We start from the raw sequence: 14,313 nt of genomic DNA on the forward strand, positions 1-14,313 counted from the left end.
AACCCGTCTCCTGCCGAGCCACGCCCAACTCGAATGCTCCGAGTTGAAACCGCCCGCTAACGCCCGAAACCCCAGACCCCGTGCCCCGCTTTGGCCGCACCCGGTTTGCGACGGCCGAGGGTTCTTGTCTTGGCCCGGTCTTCTGATAGAGAGGACGGAACGCCTAGAACCAGAACGCCCGGATTTTCCGCCGAAAATCCGAGGCAAGTATTGGGGAACCCAAGGGACTTAACCTCAGCAAACAGCCGGATACCGAGACCGCGTGGCCATCGCAGTGTCGAACAACCGGGTTAATGAGGTCTGAACGGCGCGCCTTTCGCGCACCTCCCTCATGAGAGCAGGACATGTCGATCAAGAAAAAACCTCTCGTCGTCGTCACTCGCAAATTGCCGGACTCGATCGAGACCCGGATGCGCGAGTTGTTCGACGCGAGGCTGAATCTCGACGATATGCCGATGACGCCGCAGCAGATTGCCGAAGCCAGCCGCTCGGCGGACGTGCTGGTGCCGACCGTCACCGACATAATCAGTGAGGAGATGCTCAAGCACCCTGACTGCAAGCTGCGCATGATCGCCAATTTCGGCAACGGCGTCGACAATATCGACGTCACGGCGGCACATGCGCGCGGCATCACGGTGACCAACACGCCGAAAGTCCTGACCGAAGACACCGCCGACATGACCATGGCGCTGATTCTCGCAGTGCCGCGGCGACTGATCGAAGGCGCAACCATCCTCCCCGACGGCAAGAACTGGCCCGGCTGGTCGCCGACCTGGATGCTCGGCCATCGCATCGGCGGCAAGCGCCTCGGCATCATCGGCATGGGCCGCATCGGCCAGGCGGTGGCTCGCCGCGCGCGCGCCTTCGGCCTGCAGATCCACTATCACAACCGCCGCCCGGTAGCGCCTGTCATCGCCGAGGAACTCGGCGCGACCTATTGGGAAAGCCTCGACCAGATGCTGGCGCGGATGGACATCATCTCGGTGAACTGTCCGCACACGCCGGCAACCTATCACCTGTTGTCGGCCAGGCGGCTCAAGCTGATCCGCAAAGACGCCTACATCGTCAACACCGCACGCGGCGGCGTGATCGACGAGGACACGCTGGTCAAGCTGCTCGAAGCCGGTGACGTCGGCGGCGCCGGCCTCGACGTCTACGAGCACGAGCCCGCGGTCAATCCGAAACTGGTTCGGCTGGCGAAAGCCGGCAAGGTGACGCTGCTGCCGCATATGGGCTCGGCCACCATCGAAGGCCGCGTCGAGATGGGCGAGAAGGTGATCATCAACATCCGGACCTTCCTCGACAACCACAAGCCGCCGGATCGCGTGCTGCCCAGCATGCTGTGAGCGGGAGGCTTCAACGAAGTCGTCCCTGCGAAAGCAGGGACCCATATGTGGACGGCCCCCGTGGCACAAGAGCTTTTTGAGTGAGATCGGATCGCTTGCATCCATATGTCCGGCCTGTGAGTGCGGTTGTGTTGACCGCTGGCCAAGATGGGTTGCGCGATGCGAGTTCCAAACAACCTAGCGGCCTGTTGGCGGCCAATGGGTCCCACGGATTGTCTCGCATCGTTGCTCGATCGATCGCTCCATCTGCTCTTGCAGCTTCCGGGTCGGTCGGCGGACGAGCCGCCGGCCGGCCAACCTGTTTGACCTGTTTAAGCGGCGACTGCCGCCGTGGCATTGATCCGCGCCGCGTCGTACGCCTCCCCCGTGACCATCAGCTTCCAGGCGATGCGGGCCACCTTGTTGGCGAGCGCTACGGCCGCAAGCTTCGGCGGCTTGCGCTGGATCAATGCCAGCAGCCAGCGCGAGTGATGGCCGCGGCCACGCCTGGCCTGCTGGATCACCGCGGTCGCCCCGATCACCAGCAGGCGACGAAGGTCCTCATCGCCGGCCCTGATCTTGCCGAGCCTGGTCTTGCCGGCGGTGGAATGGTCCTTGGGCGTGAGGCCGAGCCAGGCCGCAAAGTGACGACCGGAGCGGAACGCGCGCGGATCTGGTGTCTTCATCACCAGCGCCGTCGCCACGATCGGGCCGACCGAAGGGATCTTTGCCAGCCGGCGGCCCATGGCATCGCCACGGTGCCAGGCCATCAGCTTGGCCTCGATCGCCTCCAGCTCGCCCTCGAGCCTGGTGCATTCGCGGCCCAGCACCGTAAACAGCTCGCGCGCCATCGCGGGAAGCGTCTCGTCCTGGGCAATCTGCGCCAACAACGGCTCGATCTTGTCCAACCCCTTGGGCGCAATCAGGCCATACTCCGCCGCATGGCCGCGGATCGTATTGGTCAACTGGGTGCGCCGGGCGATCAATCCATCGCGGATTCCTGTCAGCATTAATGCAGCCTGCTGCTCGGCGCTCTTTACCGGCACAAACCGCATGCTCGGCCGGCTCATCGCCTCACACAGGCCCTCCGCATCCCGCCAGTCATTCTTGTTCCGCGTCACATAGGGCTTCACCAATTGCGGAGCCATCAGCTTCACCTCATGGCCAAGCTTGCGAAGCTCCCGCGCCCAATATTGCGAAGCCCCGCAGGCCTCCATCCCGATCACGGTCGGCGGCAATTTGGCAAAGAACTCCAGCACCTGCTTGCGCGAAAGTTTCTTGCGCAACACCACCTGCTCCGCCGCATCAACTCCATGCAGCACAAAAATATACTTCGACGTATCCATTCCAATGCGGCTAATCTGCTTCACGGACGGCTCCCTTGTCTGAGATTTGCAACAACCTCATTCTGGCACACTGATGCCGTAGGGGGCCGTCCACACCATCAACCACGGGCCTTTGTGGTTACGACAAGCTGGGGCCCAAGTTCTTTCCGACAAGCCACATCGGTGGTTATGGGTCCCGGCTCGCGCTTCGCTTGGCCGGGACGACGGGAAATTTTCCGCTTTTCCGCCGCTCCCGCTTCCGCCATTCCGCGACGAAAGCCACGAACGCGGCAAGCGCCGGCGGCGGCTGGCGACGGCTCGGATAATACAGAAACGGTCCCGGAAACGGCGGGCACCAGTCGTCGAGCACGCTGACCAGCGCGCCCGACTTGATGCCATAGCGTACATAACCTTCGAATGTCAGCCAGAAGCCCACCCCGTCATGGACGGCGCGCAACGCCAGCCCCAGATAGGTCGCGACCAGCCTGGCCGGCGGGGAGACCTTTACGACACGGCCCGCTTTCTCGAACTCCCAATCCAGCATCGCGCCGCTGCCGAAGCGGGTGCGGATACAGGCATGGTCGAGCAGATCCTTCGGCACTTCCGGTCGACCATGCTGAGCAACATATTCCTTCGACGCCACCACTGCGTAACGCTGCGGCGCCCCGAGCGAGACCGCGATCATGTCCTGCGCCAGATGTTCGCCATAGCGCACGCCGGCGTCGAACCCGCCGGCGACGATATCGACAAACGCACTCTCACCGACGATCTCCAGCTCGACCTTGGGATGCTTCTCGAGAAACGGCGCGACCATCGGCGCCAGCACCAGGTCGATTGCCGGCGGCGGTGCATTGATGCGCAGACGCCCCGACGGCACAGCCCGCAGACCGCGCACCTGATCGAGCGCCGCGCCGACATCCGATAGCGCCGGGCCGACGCGCCCCAGCAACAACTCGCCGGCTTCGGTGAGGGCTACGCTGCGCGTGGTGCGATTCATCAGGCGCACGCCGAGCCGCTCTTCCATGTCGCGCAGCCGCTGGCTGAGACTTGAGACGGAGACGCCCTGCTCGATCGCGGCACGGCGGAAATTCCGGGTGCGCGCCACGGCAACAAAGGCGTCGAGATCGCGGAGGTCAAAGTCCTTCATTGTTCGATATAGTGAACAAGCTATTTGGGATTGTCCAGCTTATCGTCCCGAAGAAGAAGGTTCATATCAGCCTCGTCATCGGCGGCATCGCCGCTACCGCTTTACGAGGAGAACCACCATGGAAAACCGCAATCTCGGCACGACCGGTCCAACCGTGTCAGCCATCGGCCTCGGCTGCATGGGCATGTCAGACTTCTACGGCCCGGCCGACCGCAGCGAGAGCATCGCCACGATCCACGCCGCGCTCGATGCCGGCATCACCCTGCTCGACACCGGCGATTTCTACGGCATGGGTCACAATGAAATGCTGATCGGCGAGGCGCTCGCTAGCCACAACCGCGACAATCTGCAGATCAGCGTGAAGTTCGGAGCTTTACGTGATCCCAACAAGGGCTTTCTCGGCTATGACAGCCGCCCGGCCGCGATCCGGAATTTTGTCGCCTATTCGCTGCAGCGGCTCGGCGTCGACACGATCGACATCTATCGGCCTGCGCGTCTCGATCCGGATGTGCCGATTGAAGAAACCATCGGCGCGATGGCCGACATGGTGAAAGCTGGCTGGATCAGGCATATCGGCCTTTCCGAAGTCGGTTCCGATACCATTCGCCGGGCGCACGCTGTGCATCCGATCGTCGATCTGCAGATCGAATATTCACTGCTCGCTCGCGGCATCGAAGCCGACATTCTGAAAACCTGTCGGCAACTGGGCATCGGTATCACCGCCTATGGCGTGCTGGCGCGCGGCCTGATCAGCGGCCACTGGACCAAGGATCGTTCCGGCGCGCAGGATTTTCGTGCCATGAGCCCGCGCTTTCAGGGCTCCAATCTCGATGCGAACCTGATGTTGGCTGACTCGTTGCGGCGAATTGCCGATGACGTCGGCGCCTCGCCAGCCCAAGTCGCCATCGCTTGGGTCGCAGCGCAGGACAACGACATCGTGCCGCTGGTCGGCGCCCGCCGCCGTGACCGTCTCGCTGAAGCGCTTGGTGCGCTCGACGTCAAACTGACGCCGACCCATCTGGCCGCACTGGCCGAGGCGTTCCCGCCGGGCGTGGCCGCAGGGGCGCGCTACCCCGAAGCCCAGCTTGCGCATATGGACAGCGAGAAGCGGTGAATACTACGCCGCGTGCCCGCTCAAATCAGTGATCGTGGGCGCATCGCCGTTGAGCGGGTTTTGCGGATCGCGTGTGTAGCGCAATGTTTCAAACCGCATCGCGCGTGCATCGACCATCACCAGTCGGCCGACCAGGCTCTCGCCGAAGCCGACGATCTCGCGGATCGCCTCCAGCGCCATCATCGAGCCGAGCATGCCCGCCAGCGCGCCCATGACGCCGGCCTCGGCGCAGGCCGGTATGGTGCCGGGCGGCGGCGGTTCGGGAAACAGGCAGCGATAGGTCGGATTGAAGTGGCCGTCGCCGTCCCGTTCATGCGCCCGGATCGTGGTTAGCGATCCGTCGAACATCCCGAGCGCCGCCGTGATCAGCGGCTTGCCGGCAAAGAAGCAGGCATCGGACACCAGATAGCGGGTCTCGAAATTGTCGGAGCCGTCGAGCACGAGATCATAGTCGTCGATCAGCGACATCACGTTCCCCGCATCGAGACGCACCCCATGCGCCTCGAAACGAACATGGGGATTGAGCGCGTGAACGGTCTCCGCGGCGCTGTCGACCTTGCGCCGCCCGATGTCCGGCGTGGCGTGGATGATCTGCCGCTGCAGATTGGACAGCGAGACGATGTCGTCATCGACAGCGCCTAGCCTGCCGACACCGGCCGCCGCCAGATACATCAGGACGGGCGCGCCGAGGCCGCCAGCGCCGATCACCAGCACGGATGCCGCTTTCAGGGCGGCCTGCCCGGGACCGCCGACTTCGCGCAGCACGATATGGCGGGCGTAGCGTTCGAGTTCGTCGGCGCTCAGCATGGTCGTGTGCTGTCCTTCCTTCGCTGGCAAACCCTCGCTTCGCGGCTCCTCAGGATGGGGGGATAATCCCCCTGAACCGGGGCGCGGTTGTTGCCGACTAAGCAGATGTGCTTAATTGGCCGGGCGTCAATGATCGCACTCTCGTTATTCGGCCGGGATTTGTCATGAGATTGGTGCTTTCAGCAACATTGATGATCGCAGCCTCGGCTTTTGCGATCTCCGGGGCCGCCGCGCAGGCGCAAATGACGCCCCCTTCCACGGCGGGCGCCAAGCCGAAGCAAGTCACGACAGTGCCGATCCGTCCCGCGCTGCAGAAGCCGGAAGACACGGCGAAGGCCTTAGGCCAGGCCGAGCGGCTGGCGCTGCAGTCGGACCTCGCCTGGGTCGGGCAATATAACGGCGCCATTACCGGCGACGTCAGCGAGCGCATGGTCAATGCGATCAAGGAATTCCAGAAGTCGCGCGGGGCTAAGCCGACCGGCGTGCTCAATCCGCAGGAGCGCGGCCTCCTCGCCGATACTGCCAGGAAAAAGCAGGAGAGCGTCGGCTGGAAAATCGTCATCGATCCCGGCACTAGCGCGCGGCTCGGCATTCCCACCAAGCTGGTGCCGCAGCAGGCCAGCGACGCCAACGGCACCAAATGGACGTCACCAACCGGCACGATCCAGATCCAGCTTTCGCGGCGCAAGGAAGCCAATCCGACCACGGCAAAACTCGCCGAGCGCGAGAAGAAAGAGCCGGGCCGCAACATCGATTACACCGTGGTCAAGCCGGATTTCTTCGTGCTGTCCGGCCTGCAGGGTCTGAAGAAGTTTTATATGCGCGGCACCTTCAAAGGCGACGAGGTCCGCATCCTCACCATCATGTACGACCAGGCAACCGAGAACACCGTCGAGCCCGTGGTGATCGCGATGTCGAGCGCGTTCAACGCATTTCCGGCGGTCGCGCAGACGGCGGGGCCTCCCCCGCGCAAGAGCGTGGAATACGGCACCGGTGTCGTCGTCGGCGACGATGGCGCGATTCTGGCCGACCGCCAGATCACCGACGGCTGCCTCACGGTCGCGATCGCGGGCTTCGGCAATGCAGACCGTGTCGCCGAGGACAAGGAGCACGATCTGGCGCTCTTGCGCATCTACGGCGCGCGCGGGCTGAAGGCGCTCAATCTCGCCAATGCCGCCACCAAACCGGCGCTCGACCTCACCGGCATTGCCGATCCGCAGAACCAGGACGGCGGCGTGGCGGTGACCAGCACCAAGGCCACGGTGGCCCAGCTAGGCGGCAGCAGCGATATCGCGCTGACGCCGGCGCCGGCGCTTGGCTTCTCCGGCGCGCCCGCGCAGGACGGCGACGGCAAATTCGCCGGCATCGCGCTGTTGAAGCCGGTTCAAGTGGCGGGACCTACCAATGGCGTGCCGGCGGCGCAAGCGATGCTGGTGACCGCCGAAACGGTACGCGACTTCCTCAAGGCCAACGGCGTCAACGCGGCTGGCGGATCGACGGACGTCAAGGCGTCGGTGGTCCGCGTGATCTGCGTCAGGAAGTAGGAGTTCGCATGGTGGCTGACATCGGCCAGCCGAATATGGGCCATGCCGCCGCCGATGATCGGGCGCCGATGCGCCGCACGGCAGTATTTGCCCGGATGACCACACTTCCATAATCGGGCATCATTGCAAGCTGACTGATTCGGACTACCGCGATCCCCTGACCTTTGGATCGGGCTGGGCACGTCTGAACGAGCGCGTAACTCGGCGTCGCAGAATGCGGCGCGGCTCGTGTGCCGTAATCAAAATGCCTGAAAGCCATCCAAAGGATCTGAAATGCAGACGATCGTATTGGCCACCCAGAAGGGTGGCTCCGGCAAAAGCACGCTCGCCATCAGCCTTGCGCTTGCCGCCATCCGGGCCGGGCACAATGTCCGCCTGATCGAGACGGACTCGCAGGGCACCCTTTCGAACTGGAAGCGCCGCCGCCCCTATGCCGCGCCGGTCGTCGAGCCGGTCTACGCCGCCAGGGAGGTCGAACAACGCCTGCAATCGCTCGACCGCGAGGGCGTGACGGTAGCGATCGTGGATACCGCCGGCGGCATCAGCGCCGCGACCAATTCAGCGATTCGTTATGCGGATTTTTGCCTGATCCCGACGCGCCCGAGCATCGCGGACATTGAGGCGACCGCCCCGACGCTCAGCGTCGTCAGGGCCTGGCGCAAGCCGTTCGCCTATGTCCTGAACCAGACGCCGATCCGGGGCACGCGCCTCACCAGCGCGGAGAACGCGCTGAGCGACGAGGCCGCGCTCGACATCGGCGATATCCTTGCCAAACCCTTCATCGTGATGCGCAACGATCATCAGGATGCGCTCAGCGCCGGACTTGCGGTCTGCGAATACGCGCCGTGCGGCAAATCTGCCGAGGAAATCCGCGCTCTCTGGCAGTGGATCGAAGTGCAGCTCGGCAATATGGCAGCGGCCGGCGACGAACCGATCATCGAGGAGTTGGTGGAAACGCCTGCGATACTTCCGGCAATGGCTGCGCTGCCGGTCATCGCGAACGACAGCGCTCGCTTCCTGAGAGCGCCGGCTCGAGTCTGACATTCCTGCTTCGCGCAGCGTCGCGAGGCGAAGACGGACGCAATCCAGCCGACCAGCCCCGCTGGATTGCTTCGCGGAGCCTGTCATCCGGCGGCGCTTCGCGCCGACCGGGTGGCCTACCTGTTCCGGCGCAGCCACTGTTCCCGCGTCACACGCCATCGTTCCGCTAGCGTCTGACCGTTGTGATGGGCAAGCTCGGTGTAGCCGACCAATTCGGCGCCGGTCTTTTGCTTGACCCGGCGCGATGCCTCATTGGTTACCGCGTTACAGACGTAGAAAATCTCGAGGCCCAGTACGCCAAAGACGAAATTGTTCACCTCCGCGACGGCTTCACTCATCAGGCCTTGATTCCAATAGCGCTCCGCGAGCCAGAAGCCCCGGTTGCCCTTCGCACTGTCCGCCCTCGGGTGAAAGCGAATATTCCCGATCGCCTCGCCATCACCGCCGCGCAGCACCAGCATCCAATTATAGATCTCTTCCCCCGCGGCGACCCTCTCCAACTCCCTCGTGATGAACGTCGTCGCGCCGTCCTCCGGATATGGCCAGGGGACAACCGATGCGAGATGCTGGATGATATTCCAGTTGTTGAAATGACGTTGGATCGCCGGCGCATCGGATAGCGCCAGCGGCCGCAAGATCAGTCGCTTGGTTTCGAGCGTCGGCGTGACAGTCATTTCTGACATTTCGGACACCAGAAGGTTGAACGGCCGTTCTGTACAAAGCGTCGCACTACACCGCCGCAGCCTTTAGTTTGGCACTTCTCGCCCTCGCGATCATAGACCTGGAACGAGTGCTGGAAATAGCCGAGTTCGCCCGAGGTCAGCCGATGATCGTTGATCGAGGAGCCTCCGGCCTTGATGGCCTGATTGAGCACTGTGTGAATTGCATTCACCAGCCGCCCGGCGTGATCGGTCGGCTCGCCCTTCTTCGTTGCCAGCGTCGCCGCCAACCGGCGCGGCGAAAGATGCGAGCGGTACAGCGCTTCGCAGACGTAGATATTGCCGAGGCCGGCGACGACGCGCTGGTCGAGCAGCGCGGCCTTCAGGCTGGTCTTCTTGTTGAAGCAGGACCGCGCCAACATCGCGGCGTCGAATTCGTTGCCGAGCGGCTCCGGACCGAGACCCTTCAATAGCGGTTCATCCTCCAGCACGTTGCGGGCAATAATCTTCATGTAACCGAAGCGGCGCGGATCGTTGAACACGACGGATCTGCCCGACGACATGTGAAACACCACGTGATCATGCGCGCGGTCCTCGCTGCGCGGATGGTGGAATTGGCCGGGCGCATAGTTAGTGCCGCCATCGAGCACCCGGAACGAGCCGGACATGCCCAGATGCATCAGCAGCACGTCGCCGGAAGTAAGGTCCGCCATCAGGTATTTGGCGCGGCGGCCAAGGCCGGTCACGGTCTGGCCCTCCAGCCGCGCGATAAAGTCTTTTTGAAAGGGAAACCGCAAATCCTTGCGCCGGGCTTCCGCTTTGAGGATTTTCGACCCCTCCATGGCGGGTTGCAGGCCGCGGCGGACGGTCTCAACTTCGGGCAATTCAGGCATGCAGGCATTCACCTTATGGAGGTGACGTGATAGCGCCAATGCGACGGGCACGCTATGGTCCGGTAGCGGAGTACATCTAATGGATCGGCCGGATCAAACCACCCATTTTGGCTTCAGGGACGTGCCCTTAGGGGACAAGCAGACGCTGGTGAACGACGTGTTTCACAGCGTGGCAAGGCGCTATGACCTGATGAACGACCTGATGTCGGCGGGCCTGCACCGGGTCTGGAAAGACATCATGATCACGGCGCTCAACCCGCCGAAAAGCGATGCGCCGTTTGCGCTGCTCGACGTCGCCGGCGGCACCGGCGACATCGCCTTCCGCGCGGCCAAGGCCGCCGGCTTTGGCTTCCGCGCCACCGTCTGCGACATCAATACGGATATGCTCGAGGTCGGCCACAACCGCGCGCTCGCGCAGCATCTCGACCATCAGGTGTCTTTCGTCGAAGGCAACGCCGAGGCGCTGGCTTTCCCGGATCGTTCGTTCGACGCCTACACCATCGCCTTCGGTATTCGCAACGTACCGCGGATCGATGTGGCGCTGCGCGAGGCCTATCGCGTGCTGCGGCCGGGCAGCCGATTCCTGTGTCTGGAATTCTCCACCGTCGACGTTCCCGGACTGGACTGGCTGTACGACCAGTTCTCGTTCAGGGTGATCCCGCCGCTCGGCCGCGCCGTGACCGGCGATGCCGAATCTTATCAGTATCTCGTCGAATCGATCCGGAAATTTCCCCGGCCCAATGTATTTGCCGAGATGATCCGCGGCGCCGGCTTTGCGCGGGTGAAGTGGGAAAGCCTGTCCGGCGGGATCGTGGCGCTGCATTCGGGCTGGCGCTTGTGATTTCTGCGGCGACCCACATCGCGCGGCTTGTCCGCGCCGCTTACGTGTTCGCGCGCGAGGGCGTGTTCGGCGTCGTCGATCCGAGCCTGGTGCCGGCGCCCGGGCAGCTCGCGCTGCGACTGGCGCGATTGATCGAGCGGCCCGGCGCCAAATCCGGCCCACGGCTATCCCGCGCACTGACGCGGCTGGGACCGGCCTACCTCAAGCTCGGACAGTTTCTGGCGACACGCCCCGACGTGGTCGGGGTTGCGATGGCGCGCGACCTGGAAAGCCTGCAGGACCGGCTGCCGCCTTTTTCGCAAAGTGAAGCGGAGGCGGTGATCGCACTGTCGCTGGAACGCTCTGTGGCTAAGGCCTTTGTCAGCCTCGGCCCGGCGGTCGCCGCCGCGTCCATCGCGCAGGTGCATCGCGGCGAGATCGAGCGAAATGGCGTGCGCCAGCCGGTCGCGGTAAAGGTGCTCCGGCCCAACGTCGCCTCGCGCTTTCGCCGCGACCTCTCCGACTTCTTCTTTGTCGCGCACAACGCGGAAGCGCATTCGGCCGAAGCGCGGCGGCTGCGGCTGATCGAGGTCATCAACACGATGTCGCGCTCGGTCGCGATGGAGATGGACCTGCGGCTTGAGGCTGCCGCCTTGTCCGAGATGGCGGAGAACACCCGCGACGATCCGGATTTCCGCGTGCCGGCCGTCGACTGGGACCGCACCACTCATAACGTCCTGACGATGGAGTGGATCGACGGCATCGCACTGAACGACCATGCACGCCTCGAAGCAGCGCAGGTCGATTTGCCCGACCTTGGGCGCAAGGTGATCCAGAGTTTCCTGCGCCACGCGCTGCGCGACGGCTTCTTTCATGCCGACATGCATCCCGGCAATCTGTTTCTCGACGACACCGGACGGCTGGTGGCGGTCGATTTCGGCATCATGGGCCGGCTCGGCGTGAAGGAGCGGCGCTTCCTCGCCGAAATTCTCTTGGGCTTCATCACGCGCGACTACCGCCGCGTCGCGGAAGTCCATTTCGAGGCCGGCTACGTGCCGGGGCATCATTCGGTGGAAAATTTCGCGCAAGCCATCCGCGCGATCGGCGAGCCGATCCACAACCGCACCGCCGAAGAAATCTCGATGGCGAAGCTGTTGACCCTGCTGCTCGAGGTCACCGGGCTGTTCGACATGCAGACCCGGCCCGAACTGATCCTGCTGCAGAAGACCATGGTGGTGGTCGAAGGCGTCGCGCGCGGCTTCGACCCCAAGCTCGATATCTGGAAGGTGGCCGATCCCGTGGTGCGCGAATGGATCGAGCGCAATCTTGGTCCCCTCGGGCGGGTTCAGGGGGCCATGACCGGCGCCGGCGAACTCGGCCGCGTGATGGCGGGCCTGCCGGCGATCGCTTCGCGGGCGGTTGCCGTGATCGAGAACATGGAAAAGATGACCCGCGAGGGCCTGACGCTGTCGCCGGAGACTGTTGCGGCCCTGGGCCGGGCCGAAGGCCGCAAGAGCCGCTGGCGCACGGTGGCGCTCTGGATCATTGCGGCGACCTTTATCGGAATTCTGTTTGCAATCCTGCAGTTGTGATTGCAATGCTGGCATGACGTGCTAGCATTGACTGCACAACCTGCCGGAGGCCTCCCTATGGCCAGCCTGACCATCCGAAAACTCGATGAAGCCGTCAAAGCCTATCTGCGGCTCCGGTCGGCCGGAAACGGCCGCTCCGTTGAAGAGGAAGTCCGGGTCATCCTGGGAGAACTAATCCAAGGACGTCCCGAACTATCAGGCGGCACCACCTCACCGCCCTCCGTAGAGGTCCCCGCACAGGCAGTGCGATCGGTCGGCGCCTCCAGCACACCGAACGTCACCCTGATCATCGGCGGCGGCATTGCCGCGTTCAAGTCGCTGGAACTGATCCGGCGGCTTAAAGAGCGACACATCGACGTCCGCTGCGTGCTGACCAAGGCCGCCCAGCAATTCGTCACGCCGCTTTCGGCCAGCGCGCTGTCGCATGAGCGCGTCTATACGGACCTGTTCAATCCCGAGAGCGAATTCGACGCCGGCCATATCCGGCTGGCGCGCGAATGCGATCTGATCATCGTGGCGCCGGCGACCGCCGACCTGATGGCGAAGATGGCGCACGGCCATGCCGACGATCTCGCTACCGCCATCCTGCTGGCGGCCAACCGGCCGATCCTTCTGGCGCCTGCGATGAACCCCCTGATGTGGAACAACGCCGCCACCCGCCGCAACGTCATGCAACTTCGCCGCGACGGCGTTCACATGATCGGCCCCAGCGCCGGGGAGATGGCTGAGTCCAATGAGGCCGGCATCGGCCGGATGTCGGAGGCGGTCGAGATTGCCGCCGCCGCCGTCGACATCCTGCGCCCGCCGCGACCGCGTCCGCTCGCGGGCAAGCGCGTGCTGATCACGGCAGGGCCGACGCATGAGGCGATCGATCCTGTGCGCTATATCGCCAACCGCTCCTCCGGCAAGCAGGGTTTTGCCATCGCCGCCGCGGCACAGGCCGCGGGCGCGGACGTCACGCTGGTGTCCGGCCCGGTCGACTTGCGCGATCCCCCCGGCGTCACGGTGATCCGGGTCGAATCGGCGCGTGACATGCTGCATCGCGTGGAAGCCGCCTTGCCGGCGAACATCGCGATCTTCGCAGCCGCCGTTGCCGACTGGCGCGTTGCCAATGAAGGCGAGCAGAAACTGAAAAAGACGTCCGCCGGCATGCCGCAGCTCGAACTGGTGGAAAATCCCGACATTCTGGCGACGATCTCGAAGTTGAAGGAGAATCGTCCGCCGCTGGTGATCGGCTTTGCCGCCGAGACCGAACATCTGATCGACAACGCAAAAGCCAAGATCGCGCGCAAGGGCTGCGACTGGATCGTTGCCAATGACGTTTCGCCTTCAACCGGTGTGATGGGCGGCGACCGCAACACCGTTCACCTGCTGACGCGCGATGGCGAGGAGATCAACGTCGACAGCATTAAAGTGGAGTCTTGGCCGGTGATGACCAAGGAACAGGTCGCAGTCGAACTGGTGGCGAAGATTGCGCAGACCGTGGAGAAGAATTCGTGAACGTGATGGTGAAGGTCGACGTCTGCCAATTGCCACATGGCGAAGGTCTCGCACTGCCGGCCTATCAGAGCGCCGATGCCGCCGGGCTCGACCTGCTCGCGGCGGTGCCGGCGGATACGCCGCTGATCCTCCCGCCCGGAAAATTCGCGATGGTGCCGACCGCGCTCACGATCGCGTTGCCTTCCGGGTATGAGGCGCAGGTGCGGCCGCGCTCCGGGCTTGCCGCCAAACACGGCGTCACGCTGCTGAACTCGCCCGGCACGGTGGATGCCGATTACCGCGGCGAGATCAACGTGCTCCTGATCAACCACGGCGATATGCCCTTCCCAATCAAGCGCGGGGAGCGCATCGCGCAGATGGTGATCGCGCCTGTGGTGCAAGCGGAACTGGTTCCCGTCACTTCGCTGACGGCAACCGGCCGCGGCAGTGGCGGTTTTGGCTCGACCGGCCGCTGAATCGTTCGGTTTGACCGGTTCGGAACGATGCCGCCTTGATTTTTTCACAGGCAGTTTTGCGTTCACGGTCTGGACTCTTACCGGTCGACTT

General features: G+C 63.9%; 13 protein-coding genes. 8 read left to right on the top strand and 5 right to left on the bottom strand.

All coding sequences use genetic code 11. The annotated features are described in order from the left end of the window. The first annotated feature begins 344 nt into the window (after window positions 1-344). On the top strand, window positions 345-1,346 hold the full coding sequence (locus ACFXS9_RS33670; RefSeq protein WP_392696702.1) for a 2-hydroxyacid dehydrogenase: 1,002 nt from the start codon (window positions 345-347) through the stop codon (window positions 1,344-1,346). Window positions 1,347-1,657: 311 nt separating this feature from the next. Here ACFXS9_RS33670 and ACFXS9_RS33675 read toward each other — a convergent pair whose 3' ends face one another. Both ACFXS9_RS33675 and ACFXS9_RS33680 read right to left on the bottom strand, forming a co-directional pair. Next, complete coding sequence (locus ACFXS9_RS33675; RefSeq protein ID WP_392696705.1) at window positions 1,658-2,695, bottom strand: IS110 family transposase; 1,038 nt, start codon at window positions 2,693-2,695, stop codon at window positions 1,658-1,660. A gap of 142 nt (window positions 2,696-2,837) precedes the next feature. Continuing rightward, window positions 2,838-3,797, bottom strand: a complete 960-nt coding sequence (locus ACFXS9_RS33680) for a LysR family transcriptional regulator (RefSeq protein ID WP_392696708.1) — start codon at window positions 3,795-3,797, stop codon at window positions 2,838-2,840. 118 nt (window positions 3,798-3,915) lie between these two features. Here ACFXS9_RS33680 and ACFXS9_RS33685 point away from each other — a divergent pair, with 118 nt between their 5' ends. Further along, a complete protein-coding gene (locus ACFXS9_RS33685; RefSeq protein ID WP_392696710.1) occupies window positions 3,916-4,911 on the top strand; it encodes an aldo/keto reductase in 996 nt (331 codons plus the stop codon). Window positions 4,912-4,914: 3 nt separating this feature from the next. On the opposite strand, the gene ACFXS9_RS33690 is transcribed toward ACFXS9_RS33685, so the two are convergent. Further along, window positions 4,915-5,718, bottom strand: a complete 804-nt coding sequence (locus ACFXS9_RS33690; RefSeq protein WP_392696712.1) for a HesA/MoeB/ThiF family protein — start codon at window positions 5,716-5,718, stop codon at window positions 4,915-4,917. 164 nt (window positions 5,719-5,882) lie between these two features. Here ACFXS9_RS33690 and ACFXS9_RS33695 point away from each other — a divergent pair, with 164 nt between their 5' ends. Next, complete coding sequence (locus tag ACFXS9_RS33695) at window positions 5,883-7,262, top strand: serine protease (protein WP_392696715.1); 1,380 nt, start codon at window positions 5,883-5,885, stop codon at window positions 7,260-7,262. A 273-nt stretch (window positions 7,263-7,535) separates the two neighbouring features. Further along, a complete protein-coding gene (locus tag ACFXS9_RS33700; protein ID WP_392696717.1) occupies window positions 7,536-8,303 on the top strand; it encodes an AAA family ATPase in 768 nt (255 codons plus the stop codon). A 116-nt stretch (window positions 8,304-8,419) separates the two neighbouring features. Here ACFXS9_RS33700 and ACFXS9_RS33705 read toward each other — a convergent pair whose 3' ends face one another. Together ACFXS9_RS33705 and mutM are read right to left on the bottom strand one after the other, a co-directional pair. Next, complete coding sequence (locus ACFXS9_RS33705) at window positions 8,420-8,938, bottom strand: GNAT family N-acetyltransferase (protein WP_392696719.1); 519 nt, start codon at window positions 8,936-8,938, stop codon at window positions 8,420-8,422. A gap of 35 nt (window positions 8,939-8,973) precedes the next feature. Then, on the bottom strand, window positions 8,974-9,855 hold the full coding sequence (mutM, locus tag ACFXS9_RS33710; protein ID WP_392696722.1) for a bifunctional DNA-formamidopyrimidine glycosylase/DNA-(apurinic or apyrimidinic site) lyase: 882 nt from the start codon (window positions 9,853-9,855) through the stop codon (window positions 8,974-8,976). A 79-nt stretch (window positions 9,856-9,934) separates the two neighbouring features. Here mutM and ubiE point away from each other — a divergent pair, with 79 nt between their 5' ends. The 4 genes from ubiE to dut are packed head-to-tail and all read left to right on the top strand — an operon-like array spanning window position 9,935 to window position 14,222. Continuing rightward, window positions 9,935-10,696, top strand: coding sequence for a bifunctional demethylmenaquinone methyltransferase/2-methoxy-6-polyprenyl-1,4-benzoquinol methylase UbiE (ubiE, locus tag ACFXS9_RS33715; protein ID WP_392696725.1), 762 nt, complete (start codon window positions 9,935-9,937; stop codon window positions 10,694-10,696). Then, window positions 10,693-12,267 (top strand): 2-polyprenylphenol 6-hydroxylase, encoded by a 1,575-nt coding sequence (ubiB, locus tag ACFXS9_RS33720; RefSeq protein WP_392700160.1) that lies wholly within the window; start codon window positions 10,693-10,695, stop codon window positions 12,265-12,267. The genes ubiE and ubiB overlap by 4 nt, the downstream gene beginning before the upstream one ends. A gap of 57 nt (window positions 12,268-12,324) precedes the next feature. After that, window positions 12,325-13,767 (top strand): bifunctional phosphopantothenoylcysteine decarboxylase/phosphopantothenate--cysteine ligase CoaBC, encoded by a 1,443-nt coding sequence (gene coaBC, locus ACFXS9_RS33725; RefSeq protein WP_392696728.1) that lies wholly within the window; start codon window positions 12,325-12,327, stop codon window positions 13,765-13,767. Window positions 13,768-13,772: 5 nt separating this feature from the next. Continuing rightward, a complete protein-coding gene (gene dut, locus ACFXS9_RS33730; protein ID WP_392700161.1) occupies window positions 13,773-14,222 on the top strand; it encodes a dUTP diphosphatase in 450 nt (149 codons plus the stop codon). The last annotated feature ends 91 nt before the right edge of the window (window positions 14,223-14,313 follow it).

This window comes from Bradyrhizobium sp. RDI18, from assembly GCF_043203335.1.
GTDB classification, from domain to species: domain Bacteria; phylum Pseudomonadota; class Alphaproteobacteria; order Rhizobiales; family Xanthobacteraceae; genus Bradyrhizobium; species Bradyrhizobium retamae.